Genomic DNA, 27,000 nt, shown 5'->3' on the forward strand with positions numbered 1-27,000 from the left:
TTACACTCCTACCGCGACTGAAACAGGCTCTGCAAGAGATACCGTCGGTGCCAGACCGATTGGGTAGCCAATATAACCTGTCGGTAAATATTCAATCACTTGAACTGGAAGAACGATTGACGTTTCACCTGCTTTCACCGTGATTGTCTGACCATCTTGAACATTCAGGCGCGCTGCATCCTGCTCACCCACTGCAAATACCGCTTCAGGAATACGTGTTTCCATCGCTGGTGTTTTGATGGTAAATTCACCTGAACCAAAAATATGGTGCATCGGTACTAGACGGAAGCTTTCAGCATTGACCAGAACAGGTGCCGGTGCAACGAATGTACGTGCCGGACGTTTTGCCAAACGGTCGAATAAACGAACGCCTGAATCACCACCTTTCAGTGAACCACCCACAGTTTCCTGGAACTTGTTCCAAGCTTGTGGCGAGTTCCAGCCTGCAGACCATGCAAATGGAACCAGTGGAGATGGCGTCTGGTCTCCGACATAACCTTCCATCGAGAATGTTAATGCGGAGTCTTTATCTGTAGGCTGTTTCGGCTCATGTACAGACAATGGCGAACGCATTGAAGTACGACCTGAGTAACGACGTGGTTCACGTGCCACTTTCAAACCATGAACACGGAAGCCCGCATCAGGTGCAACATCCAGAATGCCTTCAAGCGCAGGAACGTTTTTCGCCACTGACTCGATCACATCATCCAGTAAAGTCCAAGAAATCGCTTTGCCTTTTACGCCTGTTTCCAGAGCGTGTAACCAGCGCCAAGATTCCTTGATCGCCAATTCAGGATTGTAGTAGCTTGGGTCATACACTTGGTAGAAACGTTGTGCACGGCCTTCTTGAGAAACGACAGTACCATCACCTTCAGCAAACGATGCAGCAGAAAGTACGATGTCGGCTTTTTTCACTGTTGCAGTTTCAGAGTGATCCAGTACGATCACATCTTTACCTGCAAGTGCAGCATCGACCTGTGCAGCAGGAAGACGACGGTAAAGGTCGTTTTCAACCACAATCACAGTGTCGTAATCTTGTGCAAATGCTTGCTCTAGGCTTTGACCACCAAAGATTGCCATACCCATCGAGTTCACTTCAGGAACCGTCAAAGTCAGACCTGCATTACCCAGATTCTGTGCAACTTGTGCAGCAGCTTCCATAATGGCAGGATCTTGCAAGCTTGTACCCGAGATAATCAGTGGTTTCTTCGCAGCTTTTAAAGTGTCCGCAATGGTTTGTGCAAATGCTTTGGCATCGTCATCTAAACCAAGAATCGTTTCACCCGCAACTGCTGCAGCAACCGCAAAACCTAAACGCGCGATATCGTTTGGAGAAGCAACCACTTCGCCTTCAGCAACATCAGACAAACGGGTTTGTGTCGCAGCCAGGATGTAAATCGGAGATTTTGCATCTTGGGCAATACGTTGTACCGGCTCAGCCAACCATTCTTGCGTACGGCGCTCTGCCGCCATCTCTTTGCCTTTATTTTTCGCAGCCTGGCGAACAGATAAAGCCATACGAGGCGCAGTTTGGGTTAAGTCTTCACCTAAGATTAGCACTGCATCATAGCTTTCAATTTCACGCATGTTCGGGTTGTAAACACCCTCGGTTTGCATGATAGAAGCTGCCAACTCAACCAGGTTTTGCTCTTTTTGAGATAGACCTGTTGAGAAGTTCTCTTGACCCACCAACTCACGAAGTGCGAAGTTTGATTCAAGTGATGCACGCGGTGAACCAATACCCAATACTTTTTTGCCTTGGATATTTGCAATGACCGTATCTAGTGCTGCATCCACTGAAACAGTTTCAACAGTTGCACCTTGACGGAATTGTGGTTGACGCGGACGGTCTTCACGGTTCACATAACCTGTACCGAAACGGCCTTTGTCGCATAGGAAGTATTGGTTTACTTCACCGTTATAACGGTTTTCTACGCGGCGAAGTTCGCCATAACGTTCACCCGGAGAGATGTTACAACCTGAAGAACAGCCTTGGCATACGCTTGGCGCATACTGCATGTCCCATTTACGGTTGTAGCGAGCCGAATGCGTTTTGTCGGTGAATACACCTGTTGGACATACTTCAGTCAGGTTACCCGAGAATTCAGACTCTAAAGTGCCTGATTCCGGACGACCGAAGTACACACGTGATGCATTGGCATACACGCCGAAGTCCGTACCACCTGCGTAGTCTTTGTAATAACGCACACAACGGTAACACGCGATACAACGGTTCATTTCGTGAGAAATGAATGAGCCAAGCTCCTGGTTGTAATGGGTACGCTTCGTGAAACGGTAGCGACGACGGTCATGCTGCGTCATTACAGTCATATCTTGTAAATGACAGTGACCCCCTTCTTCACAGACTGGACAGTCGTGCGGATGGTTGGTCATCAAGAATTCAACAATCGAAGCACGGAAATCTTTGGCTTCTTTGTCTTCAATCGAGATGTAGGTATTGTCAGATGCTGGCGTCATACATGACATGACCAAACGGCCACGCGTATCTTCTGGATTCGCGTACTGGGTCACGGCACATTGACGGCAAGAACCGACAGAACCTAAGGATGGATGCCAACAAAAGTATGGGATATCAATGCCAAGACTCAAACATGCTTGTAGCAAGTTTTCCGAGCCGTTGACTTCATACGATTTGCCATCGACATGAATTGTAGCCATAGTCGAATTCCTTAAGCTTGTTCTACGTTGCTGGTTTGAGCGGCGGCATTCACAACCTTCGCTTCAAATTCGCCACGGAAATATTTGAGTGCGCCCATAAGCGGCTCCATTGCACCCGGTGCGTGGGCACAGAAAGTTTTACCAATCCAAAGCTTACGAGTCAGTTCTTGTAAGTGATCGATATCTTCTTTCTTACCTGTGCCATCTTCCAGTGCTTTCAGCGCTTTCACAGCCCAAGGTAAGCCATCACGGCAAGGCGTACAGAAACCACATGATTCGCGTGCAAAGAATTCTTCGAGGTTACGTGTCGCTGAAACCATACATTGGGTTTCATCTACCACCATCAGTAAGCAAGTCCCTAAACGCGAACCTGCCTTCATGATGCTTTCCGCATCCATAGGAAGATCAATATGCTCAGCAGCCAGGAAGTCAGTCGATGCACCACCCGGTAACCATGCTTTCAGTTTTAAGCCGTCACGCATACCACCCGCATGGTCTTCAATCACTTCACGTGCTGTCGTACCAAATGGAAGCTCCCATAGACCCGGGAATTTCACCTTACCTGATGCACCATAAATCTTGGTGCCTGGATCTTTCGACTTACCCGCAGACAAGTTGATATACCATTCAGGACCACGCAGCATGATGGCTGGTAAGTTGTTGTAGGTCTCTACGTTGTTGACAATCGTAGGACGACCCCAAGCACCTGCAACTTGCGGGAATGGCGGTTTAGTACGCGGGTTGGCACGGCGACCTTCTAGCGAGTTAATCAATGCAGTTTCTTCACCGCAGATATAACGACCCGCACCGGTATGCACGTGTAACTCGAAGTTCCAGCCTGTACCAAGGATGTTATCCCCTAAGTAACCTTTGGCACGAACTTGCTCAAGTGCTTCATTTAAGTACTGAGCAGCTTCAATGTACTCGCCACGGATAAAGATATAACCGTGTGTTGCTTCAAGCGTATAGCCTGCAATCAGCATGCCTTCGATCAATTGATGCGGAAGATCTTCCATCAACAAACGGTCTTTAAAGGTACCTGGTTCCATCTCATCGGCATTACAAATCAGGTAACGTGGACCTGAGTTGTCGTTTGGCGCCATCAAAGACCATTTGATACCTGCCGGGAAGCCTGCACCACCACGACCTTTTACAGTCGCTGCCTTAACCACTTCCAATACATCTTTAGGCGACATGCTCAGTGCTTTTTTAAAGCCTGCATAACCTTCCAGCGCTTCGTAATCATCTGCATTACGTACGTTGGCTTGTTTGCTTAAACGCCATGTTAATGGATGCGTTTCCGGGTTACCGTCGCCATAAATTGGTTTTGGTTCAGTATTCATACATACTTCTCCAACAGCTGTTTCACCGAAGTCACTTCAACCAGACCGTGCGTGTCTTCATCAATCATTAAGGTTGGACCTTTGTCACAGTTGCCCAGACAGCAAATTGGCAGCAAAGTGAAACGACCATCTGCAGTCGTTTGACCAAACTGGATTCCTAATTCGCGCTGGAATGCTTCTGCCAAAGTTTCCGCACCCATCAAGAAACACGCAATCGAATCACATAATAAAATTACGTGACGACCGACCGGCTGACGGTAAATACGGTTATAGAACGTTGCCACACCTTCAAGGTCTGCAACGCTCATGCTCAGCATTTGTGCGATGGCATTCATTTGCGCATCATCTACCCAGCCATTACGGCGTTGTACACACTTCAGCGCATCTAGACACGCTGCACGTGGGTATGGGTAGTGCCCCATGTGATGTTCGATATCGTGAATTTCGTCCGCAGTCAAAATTCCTTCAACATTCACACGTGGCTTTTTATCAGTCAAAATCATCATAATGCGTTTACCCCTTAGCGATCCACGTCAGCCATTACGACGTCAATGGTCGCTAAATAAATGATTAAGTCAGACATTAAGCTGCCGTTAATCACAGAAGGCATTTGCTGTAAATGCGTGAAGGTTGGTGTACGAATACGGGTACGGTAACTCATGGTTGACTTGTCTGAAGTCAAGTAGTAGTTCGACGCGCCTTTCACCACTTCCGCCATCACAGATGCTTCACCCGCCGGCATTACAGGACCCCAAGATACACTCAGGAAGTGCGTAATCAAGGTTTCAATATCTTGTAATGTCTTGTCTTTTGGTGGTGGAACAGCCAGTGGATGGTCTGCTTTATACGCACCAGACGGCATATTATCTAAACATTGTTTGATAATTTTCAGTGATTCTTCGATTTCACGGTAGTGAACGATGACACGTGCATAGGCATCGCCTTCGTACTCAACCGGCACTTCGAAGTCATAATTTTCATAACCGCTATATGGGCGGTATTTACGTACGTCAAAGTCGATACCTGTAGCGCGTAGACCTGTACCTGTTACACCCCAAGCCAATGCAGATTTTGCATCGTATTGCGCAACATTACGGGTACGACCCACAAACACCGAGTTTTTTAGCGCTGCAGTATGGTATTCCTTCAAACGTTTCGGCATCCAATCCAGGATTTCACGGATCAGGTGCTGCCAGTTGTTTGGAAGGTCGTGTGCGGTACCACCGATACGGAACCATGCCGGATGCATACGGTAACCGGTGATCGCTTCAATTGCGTCATAGATTTTCTGACGGTCAGCAAACATGTAGAAGACTGGCGTCATACCGCCGGCATCCTGAATCGCAGTACCAATGAACAGCAAGTGGTTATTGATACGGAACAGTTCAGACATCATCACGCGGATACATTGCGCACGGTCAGGTACAGTAATACCCGCCATTTGCTCTACGCCAAGCACGTAAGGCATGTTTTGCGCACAACCACCGAGGTAGTCGACACGGTCTGTATACGGAATGAATGAATGCCAGGTTTGACGTTCAGCCATCTTTTCCACACCACGGTGGTGATAACCGATATCAGGTACACAGTCTTTCACTTCTTCACCGTCCAGCTGCAAGATCACACGGAACGCACCGTGCGCAGATGGATGGTTCGGACCCAAGTTCAGGAACATGAAGTCTTCATCGGCATTGCCGCGCTTCATACCCCAATCTTCAGGGACGAAGCGAAGATGTTCCTGTTCGTAGTCCTGTTTGGCTTTATCTTGCAAATACGGCGTATATTCAGTCGCACGTGCAGAATATTCTTTACGTAGCGGATGACCTTCCCAATAGGTTGGCAACAAGATACGACGGAGCATTGGATGCCCTTCGAAATTGATCCCGAACATATCGTAAGCTTCACGTTCGTACCAGTTGGCATTTGGCCAAATATTGGTTGCCGTCGGAAGATTCAAATCGCTTTCTGCTAAGGCAACTTTAATACGAATGTCAGTATTACGCTCGAGCGACAACAAGTGATAGAACACTGTGAAGTCAGACGCAGGTAAACCGTCGCGGTGCGTACGCAGACGCTCATCTACCGCTGACAAGTCGAACAACATCACGTAAGGACGTGACACTGTACGCAAGAACATTAAAACTTCTTGTACACGTGCGCGCTCAACCCAGACTGTCGGGAAGTCCTCGAAAGTCGTTTGCACAAAGAAGTTCTCACCAAATTTGGTTTTGAGTTCTTCAATAATGGCAAATGCTGGGCGTGAATCAACAGGCGTTGATTCTGGCATAGCAATGTCAGTTTCAGCCATTGGCTTGGCTTCCTATTTAATACAAATTCAGTCAATCTAAACGACAATTACACCCATAGCGGGTGCACAACAAAACAACCTGTCGTTTAAATTATTTAATTTCATCCATAGAGCGTAAGGTCTTCACAGCAACACGCTGGTCTTTCTTACGGTCACGTTCCGGCATCATCTTTGGCTTATACACTGGCTTAAGATCATCACCGATCACCGCAGAAAGCGGACGACGCTCTAGTTGAATCTGGTCTTGCAACAGCATCAATGCCTGAATCAAAGCTTCAGGACGTGGTGGGCAACCTGGAATATACACATCGACCGGGATGATTTTATCCACACCTTGTACGACTGAATAAATATCGTACATACCACCTGAGTTGGCACATGCACCCATTGAAATGACCCATTTTGGTTCAAGCATCTGTTCGTACAGACGCTGAATTACTGGCGCCATTTTTACGAAGCAAGTACCCGCTACAATCATTAAGTCCGCCTGACGCGGTGAAGCACGGATAACCTCGGCACCAAAACGTGACAAGTCATGCACGCCGGTCAAGGTCGTTGCATATTCTACGTAGCAGCAAGATGTACCAAAGTTAAATGGCCAAACTGAGTTTTTACGACCCCAGTTGACTGCTGTATGTACCACATCCTCTAAGCGAGTCATGAATACATTTTTATTCACTTCTTCTTCTAGCAACGGATCTTCTACAACAATACGTTCCTGAAGTGGATATTGGTCAGCATTCGGATTCGCACGGGTTAATGTATATTTCATCCCGTCTTACTCCTTATCAGATAATTGAGTTTGTGACTTTTTCACAAAACCAGATGATTGAGCCGGGATTTGACCCGTTGGATCCATCACCAATTCTTCAACCGAGTTGAAGCGCGTAATTTCTGCAAGATCCATATTTGGCGAACCAATCTTAGCTTTAATTCCTGCTGCCTTACGTCTGTCTGAAGGTGCCCAATTGAGTGCGCCTGTCGATAATTCGTAAATCAAACCAACAAGTAAAACTAAAATAAAGATAGCTGCAGTTGCAAAACCAATCCAACCTACTTCACGAACAGAAACTGCCCATGCATATAGATAAAGTGCTTCCAAATCAAACACGACGAAGAAGATTGCAACTAAATAGAATTTTGCAGACAAGCGGATACGAGCTCCACCTGCGCTAACTACACCTGACTCAAACTGCTCCTGCTTGGCACGACCCCATGATTTACCCCCGAGGAGTAATGGGACTGTCAGCATAAAGACGCATAAAAATGTAACGCCGATCACGAAGGCAATAATTGCCCATTCGTATGGAGTAATAGCACTCATGCGGGGATAACTCCTGGCAGGCCTATTTGTTAACAAAGAATGTATGTATTGGCCTTCAAATACACCAAACACAAAATTAATCCCGCCAATTGTACCTGATTTATGATTTCACTTGCTAGTTTATAAGCCTTAGTCTTTCGGATGATTTTTTAGGCATTTCAGTATTTAATTTGACTTTAATCATCCAGAATTCGCTTTAATCGCTTTCCCGAATTAAATTTTAATTATCTATTAATTTTTCTATAAATGGAGTTAAGAGGAATTAGATTGATCGATGAGTTGTTCTCCTCACCCACCCTTTCAGGTATAGTCTGTTTCAATTTCAAATCCAAGTTAAGTCAGATAAAAACTTATTTTAATAACTACCACTTCTTTCAAACTTATTGATTTAAATTGATATTTAATGTGATTTTTTAAATTTATAGCTTGATTCACCCATTACAAGCACTTCGTAATCTTAGATTCGCAATTGTGTCTTTTTGCAACATGCTCAACGGGCTGATTCAGAATATGTTATTTCTATTTCCAAGCCACATAATGACATTAATAAAGCAACAATAAGGAGTCTCTGCATGTCTCTACGTTTTTCCCACAAGCCAAATTATTTTTTATTTGCTCAATTACTGGTTCGACATCTAGAAAATTACCTCCAGAAACACCCTGACGCTCATCAGGCAACTTTTGACTTACGCGACATCCATGCCCTTTTTCAAGAGGATCATGCATCTTCCAGCATCAATCTGGATGGCATTATGAATATTGCTGATGAATATAAAGTAGAAACCTTATCAGGCGATCAAAAACTGATTCAGCACTATCATGTCGATGCGAAAAACATCAAACTGCTGATCGACTTTAATCCTGATGCCATCCAAAGCTTAAAAGATGGCAAATCACTGATTGAACCGGATGCGACCATTCAGGAGTAAAAATCACTCCCAATAAAAAACGATGCTGATGCATCGTTTTTTTATGACCAAAATCATTTACACAATATCAAGCTAAATGATCACTCGCTTCCTCTGGCTTTTTTTCCAGCATTTTGCGCTTACTCTTCTTGACATAACGTTGTGCCGGCCAGGTCATCGTAAAACGCGCACCACCCAGCGTCGGACTTTGATCCACCTGAATCGTGCCACCAAACCAGTACGCAATCCGGCTGACAATCGACAAACCTAAACCATAACCACCCGACGCACGGGTACGGCTATCATCCAGTCGGGCAAAGGCTTCAAAAATGCGGGCACGATCTATTTCTGGAATCCCCGGCCCGTCATCTTCAACGCAAACATAGGCCTGACCATCCTGATCCAGACCGCCGCTAATCAAGATTTTATTATCGCAATAACGTACAGCATTGCCGACCAGATTCTGAATTACACGATGCAGATAACGACGCTCCGCCTCTACTGTGACCGCAACAGGCATTGGATGTAATTCGATGATTTTCTGGGTTTTCAGCGCTTCAGTTTCTTGTGCCACCTGATTCAGTACGTCATACAGATCGATTTGCTCAAACTCAATCGACGGCATGCCCTGTTCCAGTTTGGCATAGGTCATGATCTCATCAATCAAGGTATTCAGCGCTTCAATATCTTTATCAATCTGTTCCACCTGTTGCAGACGATAATCGTAGTCATCTTCATCCGCCATCATTTCCACACCAAAGCGGATTCGTGCCACCGGTGTACGCAACTCATGCGACACCGCACGCATCAACTCACGCTGCGCTTCGATCAAACGCTGGATATGATCTGACATATTGTTATAGCTAGACGCCAGTGTAGACATCTCGTCACTGCCTTCCACAGGAAGACGCAATGACATATTACCCGATTTCATTTTGTTTAAGGCATAGCTGACTTCACGCAACTTACGCTGCATCGGAACCAGAAGACCATAAACACCCAGACTCAACACAAAAAGGCTTAATAAGGTAATACCGGTCGCCAACTGGAATGGCATCCAGTTAAACAAGGGTACCGGCCCCATGACCAATACTTGCGAAGTCGAACCAGGAATCGGTGAAATAATTGAAATCGTGGTGCCACGAATAGAGGCATTATCGCGGTATAAAATGATGCTATGGTCCAGACGCAGACGTCCGATTTGCTCGGAGTCTAAAGGTAGATTCTGGACGTTTTCGATGGAAACCGGATAAGAAAAATAATCCTGAATACGAGCCAGGTATTCTTTTTCCTGACCTGGATAGTAGACCAGATAATCCAGGATAAAGACTGGTAAGGCCTTCATCTGGCGCTCAGTAATACTGTCGGCCTTAATATAAAGGTAATGACCCGGGTCATCACGCAGCCCAACTACAATATAGGCAATACCCGATTCAGCGTCCCAACGCACCACCGCTTTTCGTTCGGCAATACGGCGCCCTTCAGCACGGGTAATGTCGACCTTGCTGGCTTCTACATAGTGAATGGGCAATTCCAGCAAATCGGAGGCATCAGAAACCCAATCCATTTTTTGCTGGAGATTTGGCTGGCGTGCAACCCCCTCACTGATGATATATGCCATACCATCAGTCAGGGATTCGCGATATTCTTGCGCACGCTGATAGTTGATAATCTGTACCAACAAATAGCCGAACACCGCCACCAAGACGACAAGAATGACGAGTCCTGCGTATATACGCAAAAATATACTGTGTTTAAACACCTATAATTTATCCTGCTTGTTCAAGCAACAAACCACATTTGCTTAAAGACCATTGGTCTCTTTAACAAAAAGATAACCCTTACTACGTACTGTTTTAATACGCTTCGGATTTTCTGGATCGTCACCGATTTTTGGACGGATACGAGAAATACGCACATCGATTGAACGGTCTTGGCCATCATATTCGATACCACGTAAACGCTCGAAAATATCTTCGCGAGAGAGAATACGGCCAGCATTCGATGCAAGCAACCATAACAGGTCATATTCTGCACTGGTAAAATCAACCAGATCGCCATTTAAGGTCACTGAACGACCGCCGTTGTCGATGACCAGATCATCAAATTCGATGCGCTGTGCCACTTCATCTTCAGGTACCTTATCAGTACGGCGCAATAATGCACGAATACGTGCCAGCAATACACGTGGCTGAACAGGCTTAGCGACATAGTCATCTGCACCCATTTCCAGACCTAAAACCTGATCCATGTCTTCAGTACGCGCAGTCAACATCAAAATCGGCTGATGATAATGTGGACGCACTTCACGGCAAATGGTCAAGCCATCAGCACCTGGTAACATTACATCCAGCACCACCATATCTGGCTGCTCGGCAATAATCCGACGAATGGCACGGTTACCATCCGGCTCTACCCCCACCTCAAGTCCGTTACGGATGAGGTATTCTTGCGTTAAACGAGCAAGACGCTCGTCATCTTCAACAATTAAAATCTTGGGTAACTTTTCTTCTTGGCTCATGTATTGCCCCTTATTTGGTGGATCTACGCTATAGGCGTATCCTTTTGAAATCCAATAGATACGTTTTTAATATGCTTGCAATATACACACGTTTACATTGTAAACAAGATAGCGTTCACCAAACTGATACATCAAGATAGCATTTTGTAATATTTTATCGTGCATTTTTTGGACAATTATGCTTGAAACAGTGGCTTAGATCTGATTTGCGATTTACACAACTCTTACATGGACAAAATATGACTGCTTGATTCAGCACTTTTTAGTTATCCACAGTGTTATCTATAAGCACTTTCTTTTGACTTTGTTATGCTATGCCTTGCCTGATAAGGCTTATACAAAAATCAATAAAAATAGCGATATTTTTACAAGGATTAAAGCACAACTTAAGAAAAATATTTAGCTAAATGTCAATATTGATCTACCCTAAATTTTCCCGTATCTTGTGTTCAATTAATTTTAAAACCACTAGGTCTTGTGTTTATTCCTCAAACACTGTGGCATGAATTTTGCCCAGTTCAAACGGTCCATAAACATAAAAATAGATGACAACGGAGCTATGCTAACATGAGCGTAATCACTTCAACTCCTGGTCAACTTCAGGTGATTAAACGCACCGGTGATGTTGCCGCTTTTGATGCAGAAAAAATTTCTGTCGCAATTGGTAAAGCGTTTTTGGCGGTTGAAGGCCAACAAAGCGCTGACTCGAGCCGGATCCATGATCGTATCGAGCAACTGACGGAAATGGTATTAAATACCTTTAAACGTCGTTTACCTTCTGGCGGAACGATTCATATTGAAGAAATTCAAGACCAAGTTGAACTTGCGCTAATGCGTACGGGCGAACAGAAAGTTGCACGCTCTTATGTCATTTACCGTGAACAACGTTCTGAAGCACGTAAACAGTTAGGTGCACATCATCACCCGACCCTGCAAATTACCGATGCTGAAGGCAAACTCAAGCCACTAGATTTAAGTGCTTTAACTGCGCATGTTACTAAGGCAGCAGAAGGCCTTGAAGGGATTGATGTACAAGCCATTGTCGATGAGACTGTGAAAAACTTGTACAACGGCGTAAAAGAGTCTGACATCTCGACCACGATGATGATGGCGACCCGTACCCGTATCGAGCAAGAGCCTAACTATACGTATGTGACTGCACGTTTATTGCGTGATGACCTGGTTGCGACTGGTTTGAAATTCCTGGGTCTACCTGTAGATACAGTTGAAGGCGATGCGCTGGAAACTTACCTGAAAAAAGGGATTGAGCTTGAGCTGCTTTCTCCAGAATTGCTGAACTTTGACCTGGCGAAACTAGCTGCTGCGATTCAACCGGAACGTTCTAACCAGTTTACTTACCTAGGTCTGCAAACATTATTTGACCGTTACTTCATCCATTCAGATGGCGTACGTTTTGAACTTCCGCAATTGTTCTTTATGCGTGTTTCTATGGGCTTGTCGCTCAATGAAGAAAACCGTGAAGACCGTGCAATCGAGTTCTATAACTTATTATCTAGCTTCGACTACATGGCTTCGACGCCTACCCTGTTTAACTCAGGTACGCTTCGTCCACAATTGTCTAGCTGCTACTTAACAACCATTGATGATGACCTGTATGACATTTATGGCGCAATGCGTGATAACGCAATGCTGTCTAAATGGGCAGGCGGTTTAGGTAATGACTGGACGCCAGTTCGTGCCTTGAACTCATACATCAAAGGTACAAATGGTAAGTCGCAAGGTGTTGTTCCGTTCCTGAAAGTGGCGAACGATACAGCTGTTGCGGTGAACCAGGGCGGCAAGCGTAAAGGTGCAGTTTGTGCATACTTAGAAACTTGGCACCTCGACATCGAAGAATTCCTTGAACTGCGTAAGAACACTGGTGATGACCGTCGTCGTACCCATGACATGAACACTGCGAACTGGGTTCCTGACCTGTTCATGCAACGTGTATTCGAAGATGCAGAATGGACTTTATTCACGCCTTCTGAAACGCCTGATCTGCATGATTTGACCGGTGCAGAATTCGCTGAGCGTTATGCGCACTACGAAGCGATTGCCAAAGAAACAAACATGTTGCACAAGAAAATCCGTGCAAAAGATTTGTGGCGCAAAATGCTGTCTATGCTGTTTGAAACTGGTCACCCGTGGATCACCTTCAAAGACGTATGTAACCTGCGTTCACCACAACAACACGTTGGTGTAGTTCATTCTTCTAACTTGTGTACAGAAATCACTTTGAACACCAGCAAAGAAGAAATCGCAGTATGTAACTTAGGTTCGATCAACCTGGTACAACACGTTCAAGGTGGTGTTCTTGATCGTGAAAAACTGGCACGTACAGTTAAAACTGCGGTTCGTATGCTCGATAACGTGATTGACATCAACTACTACGCTGTTCCACAAGCACGCAACTCGAACCTGAAACACCGTCCGGTTGGTATGGGTATCATGGGCTTCCAGGATGCACTGTATGAGATGAACCTTGCTTATGGTTCTGATGCTGCGGTTGAGTTTGCTGATGAATCGATGGAAGTGATTTCGTACTACGCGATTTCAACATCTAGCGATTTGGCTGTTGAACGTGGTACATACGAAACATTCAAAGGTTCATTGTGGGATCAAGGTATCCTACCAATCGACTCGCTTGATCTGGTTGCGAAAACTCGTCCAGAACGCATGTTCGAAGTCGACCGCACTCAACGTCTGGACTGGGACACTTTACGTGCCAAAGTTCAAAAAGACGGTATGCGTAACTCGAACGTGATGGCAATTGCTCCGACTGCTACGATTTCAAACATTTGTGGCGTGTCTCAATCTATTGAGCCTACATTCCAGAACTTATATGTGAAATCAAACCTGTCTGGTGAATTCACCGTGATTAACCCGTACCTGGTGCGTGCACTGAAAGAACGTGGTCTTTGGGATGCGGTGATGGTCAACGACCTGAAACACTTCGAAGGTTCTGTTCAGAAGATTTCCCGTATTCCTGAAGAGCTTAAAGCGATCTTCGCGACTGCGTTTGAAGTTGAAACTCGCTGGATCGTGGATGCTGCATCACGTCGTCAAAAATGGATCGACCAGGCGCAGTCTCTGAACCTTTACATCGCTGGTGCAAACGGTAAGAAACTGGACATCACCTACAAGATGGCCTGGTTACGTGGCCTTAAAACGACTTATTACCTTCGTGCATTGGGTGCGACTTCTGCTGAGAAATCAACCATTAACACTGGCGCATTGAACGCCGTTAAACCCGCAACTGTTGCGGCTCCTGTTGTAGCAGCAGCTCCGGTGGTTGAAGCGCAAAAACCTGAAGCTCCTGCAGAGGAAGAAGGTTTTGCGCAAGCGGCTCCAGTGCCAATGGCATGTTCAATTGACAACCCTGATTGTGAAGCTTGTCAGTAATCTGACAGGTTTTAAATCCTCCCCGACCCTCCTTTAATAAAGGAGGGAGAAAGTCCCCCTTTTTAAAGGGGGATTTAGGGGGATTCCAAACTGAATGAAATTAAAAAAGGAGGTGCGGACATAAGAGTTTTATAAATTTTAAGCAATAAAAAATGGCCTATCACAAGTGACAGACCATTGATTTGAAAACCCAAGCTTTCAGAGGTTTAGCAACACTCTAGAAAGTAACAAAGGTAATCTGTGTTAAATTTTAGCGGACTTAACGCTGACTACTTTAGCAAAATTTAGAGTGTGAGTCACTCCTCTGAAAGCTCCATTTTGTAATTAGGAGCTGACCGATGAGTAATTGTACTTATCCTCAAGGCGTTAGTGTTCGCGCTTATGTTAGATACCGATTTTATCGGTGGGAAAATGTTTGTGCACACTGTCGCAGTTACCCAAATCAATTAAGTTTTTGGTAACACAATGAGAGGTTGAAAAGCCTCTCAATTTAAATAAAAGGAAACCTCAATGCCTCATATGACTCATAACTACATGTTAGGACTTGCGGCATTGCTGATTTCCTTTGGTATTACCTTTTATTTACCGATTGCTTATTTCTGGTTCAAAGTTCGCCAGCAGCGTAAGCAAAATAAGTAGTGGGGATCATTGCTCCTGTATAAAACTAGAGCATTCATCGACAAAACTTAATTTTGCTTACACAAATTAAGCGTATAGTAAGACATCTCAGCCAAGCTGAATGTCTCATAAAAGATATAAAGCAACGTAGAGAGAATTGATATGTCTATCCTAAGTTGGGACGATTTCGAAGATGATTCGCAAAAACCGGCTGCACCTGAACAGCAGCCTGCGCCCGTCGAGCCGCAAAAAGCGACTAATTCACAGATGGTATCTGATGCAGGCAACGCATCGCCGGATGTGGCAGCTGCACAACCCCTTAGAGCCACTCAAAACCGAGGATCAAATCCAACCGATTCGCTGGCAAGAGCATCTGCTTCCCTAGAGCAGCTTGATGTTGCACCGGGTCTGGAAGAGCTTGAAATGGGTGCGCAACGCGTTCAGGTTGATGACAAGGCGATGATCAACTGTCGTGCAGACTTGAACCAGCTTGTTCCATTCAAATACGAATGGGCTTGGCAGAAGTATCTGGACGGATGTGCAAACCACTGGATGCCACAAGAAGTGAACATGAACCACGACATTGCGTTGTGGAAGTCTGAAAATGGCTTGACTGAAGATGAACGTACCATTGTGATGCGTTCACTTGGTTTCTTCTCGACTGCCGATTCACTGGTTGCAAACAATCTGGTACTGGCGATTTACCGTCATATTACCAACCCTGAATGCCGTCAGTACATCTTGCGTCAAGCGTTTGAAGAAGCGATTCACACACACGCTTACCAGTACTGTATCGAGTCGCTAGGTATGGATGAAGGCGAAGTCTTCAACATGTACCGTGAAGTACCGTCAGTTGCACGTAAAGCTGCGTGGGGCCTGAAATATACTCAGTCTTTAAGTGATCCTACGTTCAAAACCGGCACACCTGAAAATGACCAGATCCTGCTTCGCAACCTGATCGCGTTCTACTGTGTTCTTGAAGGTATTTTCTTCTACTGTGGTTTCAGCCAGATCCTGTCTATGGGCCGTCGTAACAAGATGAATGGTGTTGCCGAGCAGTTCCAGTACATCCTGCGTGACGAGTCGATGCACCTGAACTTCGGTATCGATATGATCAACCAGATCAAGATCGAAAACCCGGGTCTATGGACCACTGAATTCCAGGAAGAAATCATTCAGATGATTCTTGAAGGTACGATGCTGGAAATCGAATATGCACGTGACACTATGCCACGCGGTGTACTCGGCATGAATGCTGGCATGATGGAAGAATACCTGAAGTTTATTGCTAACCGTCGTCTGGCGCAGTTAGGCTTGCCTGAGCAATTTGCTGGTGTGAACAACCCGTTCCAGTGGATGTCAGAGATGATGGACTTGCGTAAAGAGAAGAATTTCTTCGAGACGCGTGTAACAGATTACCAAACTGGTGGTGCGTTAAGCTGGTAATTAGAAGATTAAAAAAATCCCGCTCCTGTAGCGGGATTTTTTTATATACAATTCAGTGTAATTCAATGCATAAAAAAATCTGACCAATCATAGTAATAATCATATAAAAACAGGCATGCAAATATGCTATTATCCATATGAAATTAAAAATAATTTAAAAATTAAACACAAAGAAAGAGGACAAAAATGAAAGGGGTTATTTTAGATTATTCTATCCAGCATAATGCTGGTGTGATTAGTGGGGATGATCAAAATCGCTATAACTTTAAAGGTTCTGACTGGCGTGGTCAGCGTCCCCCGGCAAGCGGAGACAAAGTAGATTTTGCAATTGATACTGAAGGACAAGCGATTGATGTATATCTAGCAATTGGGAATGCAAACAGTACTATTCAAAATTTATCAGTTCACTTAGACAAGATTTCCAATCAAAATCAGTCTGAAGAAAATTTCAATATAGTTGATTGGTTTGTAAAATGTCTAAAAAACTATGCAAATTTCACGGGTCGTGCACGTCGTAAAGAGTTTTGGTTCTTTGCCCTCACCCAATTTATTATATTAATTATTGCTCAAATTCTTGATGCAATACTTGGTTCTGAATTCTTATTTTATGTGCTAACTGTTCTTGCTTTATTTATACCAGCCCTTGCCGTATCTATACGCCGATTACATGATATTGGTAAATCTGGTTGGTGGTATTTAATTGGCTTAGTACCCTTAATTGGATTTATTCTACTGATTATTTGGTTTGCCACTGAAACAAAACAGAATAATAATGAATGGGGACAACCTGCTAAATAAAGCAGACAAAAAAAGGGCGATATCGCCCTTTTTCAATCATCATTTAGCCATATTTTCGGGCAAAATCTTCTTCTGAAGTACATAAATAAATAATAAACTCAATAAATGCGACAATCGCTGGGATAAATGTCCAGCAGAAAATCAGATAGACAATTCCCCAGCCTATACGACCTAAATAAAATTTATGAACACCAAATCCACCTAAGAAAAGTGCAAGCAGTGCCGCAACAATTCGATTTTTTTGTCCAACTTGATTTGTAAAAGGATTAGGAGCTGACAACAAATAAACGTCTTTCGCTTGCCCCTGTCCTAATGTCTCAAAATCTACACGCTGTCCACGTGCTGGCAGAGTCTGACCTCTCCACTCACTACCAATGAATTGATAACGGTTCTGATCATCTCCACTAATAATACCGGTATTATGCTGCACTGAATAATCTAAAATAGACCCTTGCATTATTATCTCTTATTACATGTTATCTACAGGTTAAATTATAAACATAACACTATAAAAAGACACTATATTTCAAGTTATTATTAACGTAGAAAAAGATTTTCAATTTACTTACTTCATATTTATTCTAATCAAATATTAGATAGAAAATGGAGGAACTTTACAAGTTCACCCTCCTCACCCGTGATCAGTCTGCTTATCTCACCGATCGATATTCTAAACGAGTCGAAAGTGCCGAGGAACTATCGAAACGGGTGAATCAGCAAAAGATCTAGTTTTATCTCAAATCCTCTGATCAACTTTTCAAAACTTAAATATTAAAAAATCCCGCTCAGGAAACGGGATTTTGTTTTTTTGAAAATTTAACAGCCCTAAATCATTTCAATTAAAATTCTTTTGTCACACTCAAACCAGCGCTCCAGTTCCGCCCTTCTGCCGGCTCAAAGAAACGGTTATTGCTTTCATTGACAATCACCGAACCAGCATAATCTTTATCAAACAGGTTATCGACACGCGCAAAAGTATTCACCGCCCAATCCTGCATTTTCCAGTGATAACCCACATTGGCGCCAGCAACCGTGTAGCGTGGTGCAGCATCAGAATTCAAGTCATTCACATAAATCTTGTCCGAGTAACGCACATCCAGACCTGCATGTAGACCTTTTTCAGGCTTCCAGCCCAAACTTAAAAATGCCTGATTTTTGGCAATCCCCGGAATATAGTTTCCTGATTCAACTCTCGACACTGCAATACTGCCATTCTGATTTAAAATTTCAGGAATATCTGCATCAAAAGTAGCATCAATATAGCTATAGCTGGCCTGTGCAGTGAGGTCACGCCATAGGTTTTTATTCCAGGAGAGTTCAATACCTTCTCTTAAAGTTTTATCCGCATTACGGAAAGTAGAGCGACCATTATCATTACCTGCAGAAACAATGTCATTCTTTGTCTTGGTCTGAAAAACTGCAACAGTAAAATCACCTAAGATATTGGCAGACTTCAACCCAAGTTCATAGGTTTCACTTTCTGCTGCTTTTAAATTAAGGGCTTTATCAAAACTCCCACTTGCAGGATAAGCCATTTCGGTAAAGGTGGGCGTTTCAAAGCCTTGTGCATAACTGGCATAAGTCATCAGCTCAGGAAAAATCTGCCAGCTTAACGCAGCTGAAGGCAGTAATTTCTGATAATCGGTTTTACCCGAATTATTGCCATTCGCCAGAAACTTGTCTTTAGACTTGAAATGTACATTGCTATAGCGCAGGCCGGCATCTAGAGTCCAATCTGGCATAAAGTTATAAGATATCTGTAAATAAGGATCCGCATTCCATAAGGTATTGTCTTCATCACGACGTAACTCACCTTTAACTCCAAAAGTATTCCCCACATAGTTTAGATAACCTTTTCGGTCTTCGGTCATGGCATCAACAGCAAGTCCAGCAATCAATTTAGTATTTGGCAAAACATCTCTATCTGTCCAACGTAGGTCTGCCCCATAAAACTGACGGTCAAAATCAATGACACCACCGGGATGATTTCGGGCTAGTTGAACTGTATTAGGTTTACAAATATCAGTATTTTCTTCATATGCACACTTTGGAATCGACTGATATTGCGTGACTGCGCGCTGTCCCCAGTAGGCCATGCCATACAGTTCATGCTGGTCATTGATCGGCTTATTCCAGGTCAAACCTGTTTGCAGTTGTTCAATTTCTTTACGAGCATTGTATTTGGTGACATTACCAACCACTTGCTTCGGATTGGCTTCCCATTGTGGACGAGTTAAACCACCTGGATCATCTGCTTCAATTTTGACGTAGTTATTGACCCAGTTAATTTTACTGCCATCTTCCAGATCCCAAGTCAGTTTGGCATTATTCAGAACTTTATGTGCACTGCTGTGGTCACGGTAACCATTGGTATCAAAATAAGAGGAGCTAATGACATAGCTTGGCTCTGAAGCATTCTCTGAACCGCCTTGCAAAACCAGCTTGGTCTGCCCTTTGTTCTGGCTCCCTGCAGAATGCCCCAGTTCAATTGAGTCAGCACCTTGCCCTTCCTTTGTGGTGGTTAAAATCGTTCCCCCGGAAGAGTTGCCATAGAGTGATGAAAATCCACCACCCAATACTTCAATATGGTCCAGACTGTTCAAATCAATATTCGAGGTTTGTCCCTGTCCATCCGGCATCGTTGCAGGAATTCCATCCACATATAAACGCACACCACGCACACCAAAACTGGAACGCGCACCAAAGCCTCGCATCGAAATTTGTAGGTCTTGGGCATAGTTTTCACGATTGTTTAACTGTAATCCCGGAACGCCTTTTAATGTTTCCGAAAGATTCACATTCATGCTGTTATCTTGTTCTTGATTCAGATAATACACTGACGCCGGTGTGGTCAATCGCTCCCGATCTGTACGGGTCGCTTGAATGACAATCGTGTCTAAGCTTTGGACTTCTTGTGTATCATTTTCTGCATAAATGTTCTGACCTACGCAAGCAATCAGGCAGGACAGGGTCGATTTCACAAATGGAAATTTCGGGCTTTGATACATATATGACAGGCCTTATTTGAAAGTGGTTTAATACGGCAAATACCTTATCGAGATGGCGTACATCTCATGATTCAATTCATTTTATTTTAAGCATCGATATCCAATAAATGCGTTGATTCGATGACATATAGTTCGCTCAATGGATAGAAAAACTTTGAGCTTAAAATTCTGTGTTCGGTAAATTCAGACTTGATTAGTCCTTTATCTGAATAGCACTGAAAATCAGCCATATACAAAGAATATTATTTTAATGTGATCTGAATAAAATTGAGCTTTCAGCAACAAATCAACATCATTTCTCTGTGTCCTTAAAACTCGATGTAGGCATTCAACAATAGCGTATAAAAAAGCCTGACGAATCAGGCTTCTTCATACTTAATTAAAGGTTCAACTATTTATTGTCTGGCAAGGCATAAGCCACCAGAGAGTCGCCCATTTTGGTGCCAAAGGAACCATGACCACCGGCCATAATGACCACATATTGCTTACCATTGGCTTCATAGGTCATTGGCGTAGCCTGACCACCTGCAGGTAGACGACCTTTCCATAGTTCATCACCGTTGTTCACGTTAATGGCACGGATGTAGTTATCTTGAGTTCCACCCACAAACATCACGTTGCCCGCAGTTGAAATAGGACCACCCAACATCGGCACACCCATTTTGAATGGCGGCAATGGAATGCCTGGCATACTGTCACGAATGGTACCGATACGGCGTTTCCAGGCCACTTCATGAGTATTTAAGTCCACACCTGCAACAAAGCCCCATGATGGCTGTTTACACGGCAGCCCAAACGGAGACAGGAACGCACTGATTTCAACGCCATAAGGCACACCATACATCGGTTGAACGCCGGCTTCTGTACCTGCACCTTTAGCCGTCTTAGGACGGTTCGGATCTTGAGGAATCAGTTTTGATACAAATGGCAGGCCAATCGGGTTGGTTAATGCAATTTGACGGTCCGGATTCACCGACATACCACCCCATTCAAACACACCTAGGTTACCCGGGAAGACCAGCGTCCCATTTTCAGAAGGTGGGGTATAAATGCCATCGTAATTCAGTTTGTGGAAAGCAACACGGCAGACCAACTGGTCAAACATGGTCGCACCCCACATCTGTTTATCGGTCAATTTATCTTGTGGCGCCAGATTAAAATCAGAGAACGGTTGAGTTTTAGAATAGAACTCACCTTTGGTTTGGGGTCCACGTTTCACAGATTGTGGTACCGGTTTCTCGGTAATCGGCACAATCGCTTTACCATTACGACGATCCAGCACAAAAGCATTCCCAGTTTTGGTCAAGACATAAATGGCTGGAACCATATTGCCACTTTTGTCTTTAATCTCGGTCAATGTCGGCTGTGAAGGTACGTCCATATCCCACAAATCATGATGGGTAGTCTGGAAGTTCCATACTAGCTTACCAGTCGTCGCATTCAGGGCCAGCATCGAGTTGGCATAACGCTCGTCCAGTTCAGTCCGGTGACCACCGTAAATATCCGGGGTACCGACACCCGTTGGTACGTAGACGATGTCCAGCTCTGCATCATAGGCCAAAGGTGCCCAAGCATTTGGAGAGTTATGTACAAATTTTTGACCCGGTGCAGGAATCAAATTCGGATCTTCAGCGCCTGTGTCAAATACCCAAAGCAGTTCACCGGTATTCACGTCATAACCACGGATCACACCCGATGGTTCTTCAGTTGAATAGTTGTCGGTAGTTGAACCCGCAATAATAATGGTGGTGCCGGTTACTACAGGCGGTGAGGTTGGAATATAACCGCCCGGATATGGGAATGGCATATCTTTTTGCAGATCGACTTCGCCATTTTTACCAAAATCAGAACAGACTTTACCGGTGGTCGCATTGACCGCCACTAAACGCCCATCATTGACCGGTAAAATGACTTTTTGTGGACATTCAGCAGAGCTGCTTTTTTTCGCAGCGAGACTGCTTTCAAAACCAGCCGTATTGTTGACATCATAATAAGACACGCCACGACAGGTTAAATGCTGATAGGTATGATCAGCTTTCAGCTTTGGATCATAGGTCCATTTCGCCTTACCTGTTGCCGGATCAAGCGCAGTCAATTTCTGGTGAGTGGTACAGATGTACATGTTGTCACCCACCTTGATTGGGGTAACCTGATTGGTGGTTTCACCCGAGTCATTTTCAGTCTTGAATTCGCCCGTGTGATATTCCCAAGCCACCTGCAAATCTTTGACATTTTCAGTATTAATCTGCTTTAACGGTGAATACCGTAAACCGGACTGGGTACGACCATAAGCAGGCCAGTCTTCATCTGCCACACCCGGGATTGGCTGGTGGGCTGCAGGCTGCTGAGATTTTAATTCACCGCGAATTTCTTGCGGGTCATTAAATACAGCATAAATCATGACAGCGATGGTAATAGCCAGTGAACCACCCAGGGCAATTTTCGCACCTTTGCTTTGATCAAAACCGCGTGTTACTACGGGAATCAGCAGGGCCAGACCAAACAGCCCTAAAATATCTAAACGCGGCGCAAGTGCAAAGAAATCTGAACCGACTTCCCACAGCCCCCACACCACTGTCGCCAAAACGAATATGGCATAAACAAGGAGTGCAGCACTTTTTCGTTTATACAAGAGAACTGCGGTCGCAATAAAGAGAATACCTGCAATGATGTAGTACCAAGACCCACCCAGCACTGCAAGATAAATCCCTCCAATCAGCAGTCCTATACCGAAAACAGCGGCAATGACCGCTAAAATCGTTTTCAGTACTGAACCTGATGATGAAGTATTCATATTGAACACCTATAAAAGTTTTTTTGAAAGTCCATGCACATGACAAGCATGAGCACCCTTATTGTTAAATTCTGAGTTATAAATACATCAATGTCTTAAGCAGGCATTGCCCATTACTGCAACAAAGCACCTAGAGATTCAATAGTGTATTTGCAACTAAAAACTATATTTTAAAATGACGTATTAAACTTGATTCCGCCCACCCAGACATTTTCACCATCTTTATATGCACCGACGTGACGCACATATTGCACATTCGGGCGAATGGTGAGCCAATTAGTGGCATGTAAGCCATAATAAATTTCTGCATCGATTTCTTGATGACGGTCAGCACTGACATCGTCATTCATGTTGATGCGTGCAATACCAAATGCGATTTCATCTTGAGGGCGTGAATCCATTGCACCCTTATAAACCAGCCCGATATTTTGCATATCACTGACATTATTGGTTTTGGAGTCATGCACTGTCGCATTCACAAAGCCGGTCAAACCACGCGAAGCATCTCCGTCATGTGCAGTTAATTGTTGCTTGGCAACGATCCAGCCACCATGGTGATGATCGGTTTGATCTGGATTGGAAATGACTTCAGCTTCCGCCGTGCTGTAGTAATAACCGGCGCGGTATTCACCTGGCAATTTTTGTGTGCCCAGTTTAGGCGTCCAGACCACTTCTGCAGGAAGCATTGCCCCTTTGGAGCCGTCCGTACTCAGATTAAACCCTTTACCACGTTCCAGATTCTCAGGGTTGTATTCATAAACACCGACTTGGGCATAAAATTCAGGGTTAAGGTTATATTTGACCCGTGCAGCCCATTGGCTTACCGGCCAGTTGTACCACTGATCGCCAACCCAGTTCCCGACTTGTGAACCGCATAGGGCCAGATTCTGAAAATCGCAGTCAAAACTGTTGAAGTCTTCGCCTTCACCGAAGCGCCCGACTTTCACATCCAGTTTTTGTTCCAGGAATTTTTTCTTGATCCATAAATCAGTCAGACGCCAGGTTTGACCACGGCCCCAGACCTCTTGTACTGAACTCAAATGACCGTTTAAAGCAGCAGCGCTTTGAGACAGTGACTGACCATTACGCTGAGTGACAGTAATTTGCGCTTCAGTATCTTGCCAGCCTGCAATTTTTGCCAGATCCAGATGTGCCCCAAAAACAAACTGGTCCGCATATTCAGTTCTATGGCTTGAAGATCTTTGTGCATCGATCAAGCTTGCCATTTCACCCGTATAACCAAAACTGAAATCATAGCCCTGATTTTGGAGTGCTGTACGTTGCCCGTTCCAGTCACCGAGCATCCACGGGCTTTCCGAACTGAAAGCAGCTTCAGCATGCACAGTGGTCGTGGTTAAGATGAAAGAGGCACAGCAAAGGTAAACGGCCTTCGATAATGGGGAGAGATACATTGAATGTGATACCTTCATCACAATATGAAGCTTTTTATTATACGCCTGTTGATTTTAAAAAATCGTTAATAATAGATAAAAAGTATGAATAAAATGTTATATTTATTAGTATTATTATATGCTTTTTGTAAATTTAAAATTTATAAGTATCTGTTTATCATCATATTAAATTTAACAACATCAAACCATAGTTCCAAAGAAAAATTTGATATTCATCAGATAGATTTAGCTTTAATTTCTTATAAAAGATTCAGAGATAAATCAGCGCCATTACTATTTAATTTTCTTCATTTCAAATCATGCAACGCTACATTTTTTGTTGATTGAATACTGAATCACTATTGCGATAAGGCTTTCAAAAACATGAAAAAATTAGATTATGCTAAAGTTATTCTGATAAGAAATTGCGTCGCTTTAAAACAATAATCTAGCTTAATAGACGAGAACAAGCATGAAAGGTTCAATCCTTGATTTTTCTATTCAACACAATACCGGTTTTATCTCGGGGGATGATAATCAGCGCTATAGCTTTAATGGCGCAGACTGGCGTAGTGAGCGTCCACCTTCACGCGGTGATCGGGTCGATTTTATCGTCAATACCGCGGGTGAAGCATCTGAGGTTTATTTAACCTCAGGCAGTTCTATTTATCTGGGAGAAAAAATTTCCAGTCAGCTTGGCAAATATTCAAATCTGGATCAAGCCGAGGAAAATTATAGCAGCATTGACTGGTTTGTAAAATGTCTGACCAACTATGCAAACTTTTCCGGCCGTGCACGCCGTAAAGAATTTTGGTTCTTTATGCTGTTTTGTGTAATTTTAGGCATTGTTGCTGAGGTAATTGATACAGTTTTAGGCACTAAACCGCTGGTGAATAGCCTGCTTAATCTGGCACTTCTAGTCCCAAGTCTGGCCGTTGGCGCGCGTCGCTTGCATGATGTAGGACGCTCTGGTTGGTGGCAATTACTGACGCTTACCGTGATTGGCATACTGGTACTGATCTGGTGGTGGGCAACTGAAACCAAGCAACAAAACAATGAATATGGTGCTCCTGCCAAATAACTGAACCTTACAAATCCCGTCTTGATACGGGATTTGGTTATCGATTATTTAATGACTAAATATCAGCAAAATCAGACTTTCTCCATGCTGCAAGATCAATTAGTGAAATTTCCAGATGCTGTATGGGTGCAAATCTATAAAGATAAAATGCAGCTGATGAATATAGATGGCACGATTACGCATACCCTGCTACCCGATGTGCCCTATGCCCATCCGCGGAGTATTATTGCCGACTTTGATGCAGCCGCGGTGACGCTGAAACGGCTGTTACCATCGTCAATGATGAAGAAACTATTTAGCTCTATAGCACTGCTGCAAATTATGGATCTGCCTGAAGACGGTTTAACCGAAGTTGAAAAGCGTGCGTTACTCGAACTCGGTTATGAAAGTAGCGTGCAAAATGTCATCCTGTTTGACCATGCAGGAAATGCTCTGACCAAAGCCAGAGTTCCCCCCCAACATCGAATGACGATCATCAACATTTTACTGGTGATCATCATTATGGTGGTGCTGGCATCGACCTGGTTTTTGACGCTTTAAATGTTCATCCAAGAGCAAAAATCCCGCACGCTGCGGGATTTTTATTGAGATAACCATCTAATAAGAGAATTGATCTCTATAGATGAACCAGCTTATAGACATCGCCTCTCTAAAAATCAGCTCAAATAAAATAAGCAAAAATTAGGGTTTATTTAAAATAATCTAATAACTGATTAAAGCGGTCAATTTTATATTTAGGTTGTGCCACTTCCAACTCTTCCTGACTACCATAACCATAATTTACCGCAATAGTATCAATACCATTTTGACGGGCACCAAAAATGTCATGCTCACGGTCACCCACCATCAGGCATTGATCGGCCTGTAATTTTTGCTGCTCTAAAATATACTGAATCAGCTCAGCTTTATTGGTTCGCTCGCCATTCAGCTCACTACCATAAATGTCGGTAAAATACTGGGCCAGATCAAAATGTTCCAGAATCTGTTTGGCATACACCGTGGGTTTTGCTGTGGCGACAAACAAGCGATAACCACGGCGTTTCAGTTCTGCCAGCGTTTCTGTCACCCCCTCAAAAACATGATTTTCATAGAGACCCTTGACTGCAAAGCGCTCCCGATAACCCATCAGAGCCTGCTCCGCCAGAACATGATCGGCTTCAACATTTAAAATTTTGGCCAGTGAGGCTTTTAAGGGCGGACCAATAATCCAGTCGATATTAATCTCGTCACTAATCGGATGGCCAATTTTTTCCAGACCATAGCGCGCAGACGTCGTAATCCCCACTTTTGGGTCAGTTAATGTCCCATCCAGATCAATTAAAATATTCTTAATCACCGCCCATCCCCTCTCATCAGCACCGATATAAATTAATATC

General features: G+C 44.0%; 20 protein-coding genes and 1 pseudogene. 8 read left to right on the plus strand and 13 right to left on the minus strand.

Features of this window, described 5'->3' with window-relative positions:
• The 6 genes from nuoG to FTV08_RS01805 all read right to left on the minus strand — a co-directional run bounded on the left by nuoG (window position 1) and on the right by FTV08_RS01805 (window position 7,654).
• Complete coding sequence (gene nuoG, locus FTV08_RS01780) at window positions 1–2,679, minus strand: NADH-quinone oxidoreductase subunit NuoG (RefSeq protein WP_180086397.1); 2,679 nt, start codon at window positions 2,677–2,679, stop codon at window positions 1–3.
• 11 nt (window positions 2,680–2,690) lie between these two features.
• On the minus strand, window positions 2,691–4,022 hold the full coding sequence (nuoF, locus tag FTV08_RS01785; RefSeq protein ID WP_005106202.1) for an NADH-quinone oxidoreductase subunit NuoF: 1,332 nt from the start codon (window positions 4,020–4,022) through the stop codon (window positions 2,691–2,693).
• Window positions 4,019–4,528, minus strand: a complete 510-nt coding sequence (gene nuoE / locus FTV08_RS01790) for an NADH-quinone oxidoreductase subunit NuoE (RefSeq protein WP_004280775.1) — start codon at window positions 4,526–4,528, stop codon at window positions 4,019–4,021. The genes nuoF and nuoE overlap by 4 nt, the downstream gene beginning before the upstream one ends.
• A 14-nt stretch (window positions 4,529–4,542) precedes the next feature.
• Window positions 4,543–6,330, minus strand: a complete 1,788-nt coding sequence (gene nuoC, locus FTV08_RS01795; RefSeq protein WP_004732074.1) for an NADH-quinone oxidoreductase subunit C/D — start codon at window positions 6,328–6,330, stop codon at window positions 4,543–4,545.
• Between the two features lie 91 nt (window positions 6,331–6,421).
• Window positions 6,422–7,102, minus strand: a complete 681-nt coding sequence (locus FTV08_RS01800; protein WP_180086399.1) for an NADH-quinone oxidoreductase subunit B family protein — start codon at window positions 7,100–7,102, stop codon at window positions 6,422–6,424.
• Window positions 7,103–7,108: 6 nt separating this feature from the next.
• A complete protein-coding gene (locus tag FTV08_RS01805; protein WP_180086401.1) occupies window positions 7,109–7,654 on the minus strand; it encodes an NADH-quinone oxidoreductase subunit A in 546 nt (181 codons plus the stop codon).
• Between the two features lie 572 nt (window positions 7,655–8,226).
• Here FTV08_RS01805 and FTV08_RS01810 point away from each other — a divergent pair.
• Window positions 8,227–8,583, plus strand: a complete 357-nt coding sequence (locus tag FTV08_RS01810; RefSeq protein ID WP_180086403.1) for a hypothetical protein — start codon at window positions 8,227–8,229, stop codon at window positions 8,581–8,583.
• A gap of 67 nt (window positions 8,584–8,650) precedes the next feature.
• Here the strand turns inward: FTV08_RS01810 and bfmS are convergent, their stop codons facing one another.
• Window positions 8,651–10,324 (minus strand): sensor histidine kinase BfmS, encoded by a 1,674-nt coding sequence (gene bfmS / locus FTV08_RS01815; protein ID WP_005104083.1) that lies wholly within the window; start codon window positions 10,322–10,324, stop codon window positions 8,651–8,653.
• A gap of 42 nt (window positions 10,325–10,366) precedes the next feature.
• Complete coding sequence (gene bfmR / locus FTV08_RS01820; protein ID WP_004280782.1) at window positions 10,367–11,083, minus strand: response regulator transcription factor BfmR; 717 nt, start codon at window positions 11,081–11,083, stop codon at window positions 10,367–10,369.
• Window positions 11,084–11,650: 567 nt separating this feature from the next.
• On the opposite strand from bfmR, the gene FTV08_RS01825 reads away from it, so the two are divergent.
• From FTV08_RS01825 to FTV08_RS01835, 4 genes are all read left to right on the plus strand, one after another.
• On the plus strand, window positions 11,651–14,488 hold the full coding sequence (locus tag FTV08_RS01825) for a ribonucleoside-diphosphate reductase subunit alpha (protein WP_180086405.1): 2,838 nt from the start codon (window positions 11,651–11,653) through the stop codon (window positions 14,486–14,488).
• Window positions 14,489–14,998: 510 nt separating this feature from the next.
• Window positions 14,999–15,127 (plus strand): hypothetical protein, encoded by a 129-nt coding sequence (locus FTV08_RS16155; protein WP_004645881.1) that lies wholly within the window; start codon window positions 14,999–15,001, stop codon window positions 15,125–15,127.
• Between the two features lie 141 nt (window positions 15,128–15,268).
• The gene (locus FTV08_RS01830; RefSeq protein WP_004645882.1) at window positions 15,269–16,552 is read left to right on the plus strand and encodes a ribonucleotide-diphosphate reductase subunit beta; all 1,284 of its coding nucleotides are present in this window, start codon (window positions 15,269–15,271) and stop codon (window positions 16,550–16,552) included.
• Window positions 16,553–16,738: 186 nt separating this feature from the next.
• Window positions 16,739–17,350: a DUF805 domain-containing protein gene (locus FTV08_RS01835; protein WP_005247911.1), complete on the plus strand. Its 612-nt coding sequence runs from the start codon at window positions 16,739–16,741 to the stop codon at window positions 17,348–17,350.
• Window positions 17,351–17,393: 43 nt separating this feature from the next.
• Here FTV08_RS01835 and FTV08_RS01840 read toward each other — a convergent pair whose 3' ends face one another.
• Complete coding sequence (locus tag FTV08_RS01840; RefSeq protein WP_005247913.1) at window positions 17,394–17,807, minus strand: TM2 domain-containing protein; 414 nt, start codon at window positions 17,805–17,807, stop codon at window positions 17,394–17,396.
• 146 nt (window positions 17,808–17,953) lie between these two features.
• Here FTV08_RS01840 and FTV08_RS01845 point away from each other — a divergent pair.
• Window positions 17,954–18,079 (plus strand): annotated as a pseudogene (locus FTV08_RS01845) (arsenical resistance protein ArsH); the annotation flags it as partial.
• 110 nt (window positions 18,080–18,189) lie between these two features.
• Here the strand turns inward: FTV08_RS01845 and FTV08_RS01850 are convergent.
• The 3 genes from FTV08_RS01850 to FTV08_RS01860 form a co-directional block, all read right to left on the minus strand.
• Entirely contained in the window at window positions 18,190–20,358 is a 2,169-nt protein-coding gene (locus FTV08_RS01850; RefSeq protein WP_180086407.1) for a TonB-dependent receptor, read from the minus strand.
• Between the two features lie 391 nt (window positions 20,359–20,749).
• Window positions 20,750–23,152 carry a glucose/quinate/shikimate family membrane-bound PQQ-dependent dehydrogenase gene (locus tag FTV08_RS01855; protein WP_180086409.1) on the minus strand — a complete coding sequence of 801 codons (2,403 nt, stop codon included), beginning with the start codon at window positions 23,150–23,152 and terminating at the stop codon, window positions 20,750–20,752.
• A 170-nt stretch (window positions 23,153–23,322) separates the two neighbouring features.
• Window positions 23,323–24,564 carry a carbohydrate porin gene (locus tag FTV08_RS01860; protein ID WP_180086411.1) on the minus strand — a complete coding sequence of 414 codons (1,242 nt, stop codon included), beginning with the start codon at window positions 24,562–24,564 and terminating at the stop codon, window positions 23,323–23,325.
• A 451-nt stretch (window positions 24,565–25,015) separates the two neighbouring features.
• On the opposite strand from FTV08_RS01860, the gene FTV08_RS01865 reads away from it, so the two are divergent.
• Window positions 25,016–25,624, plus strand: coding sequence for a DUF805 domain-containing protein (locus tag FTV08_RS01865; protein ID WP_004732088.1), 609 nt, complete (start codon window positions 25,016–25,018; stop codon window positions 25,622–25,624).
• A 24-nt stretch (window positions 25,625–25,648) separates the two neighbouring features.
• Window positions 25,649–26,164: a hypothetical protein gene (locus FTV08_RS01870; protein ID WP_180086500.1), complete on the plus strand. Its 516-nt coding sequence runs from the start codon at window positions 25,649–25,651 to the stop codon at window positions 26,162–26,164.
• A gap of 148 nt (window positions 26,165–26,312) precedes the next feature.
• On the opposite strand, the gene FTV08_RS01875 is transcribed toward FTV08_RS01870, so the two are convergent.
• Window positions 26,313–26,960 (minus strand): HAD family hydrolase, encoded by a 648-nt coding sequence (locus tag FTV08_RS01875; RefSeq protein ID WP_180086413.1) that lies wholly within the window; start codon window positions 26,958–26,960, stop codon window positions 26,313–26,315.
• Between the last annotated feature and the right edge of the window lie 40 nt (window positions 26,961–27,000).

Source organism: Acinetobacter sp. YH12226 (assembly GCF_013417805.1).
In the GTDB taxonomy this organism is placed as follows: Bacteria; Pseudomonadota; Gammaproteobacteria; order Pseudomonadales; family Moraxellaceae; genus Acinetobacter.